Here is a 433-nt window from a genome sequence, read left to right on the forward strand (position 1 = left end):
GCACCGCCGACCCCGCCAAGGTGAACGCCAAGGAACCCGACATGGTCGCCTTCAACGGGTACGCCAACCAGTACGACCACGACCCGCTGACGGCGAAGGCCGGCGAGCGCGTACGGATCTGGGTGCTGACGGCCGGGCCGAACATGCCGAGCGCCTTCCACGTCGTGGGCGGGCAGTTCGACACGGTGTTCCGTGAGGGCGCGTACGATCTGCGCCCCGGCGGCCCGGAGCGCGGCGGCGCGCAGGTCCTCGATCTGGCCCCCGCATCGGGCGGCTTCGTCGAGCTGGCCCTGCCCGAGGCGGGCAACTACCCCTTCGTCACCCATGTCATGACCGACGCGGAACGGGGCGCGCACGGCGTCCTCCGCGTGCGCTGACACGACAGCGGCCCCCCGCCCGTGAGGGCGAGGGGCCGTGACGAGGACGGGTGGTG

1 pseudogene is annotated in these 433 nt (G+C 72.7%); it reads left to right on the forward strand.

What is annotated here, in order from left to right:
* Nucleotides 1-377 (forward strand): annotated as a pseudogene (locus LPA54_RS39480) (hypothetical protein); the annotation flags it as partial.
* Nucleotides 378-433: the final 56 nt, after the last annotated feature.

It is taken from the genome of Streptomyces sp. DH12, from assembly GCF_020873895.1.
In the GTDB taxonomy this organism is placed as follows: Bacteria; Actinomycetota; Actinomycetes; order Streptomycetales; family Streptomycetaceae; genus Streptomyces.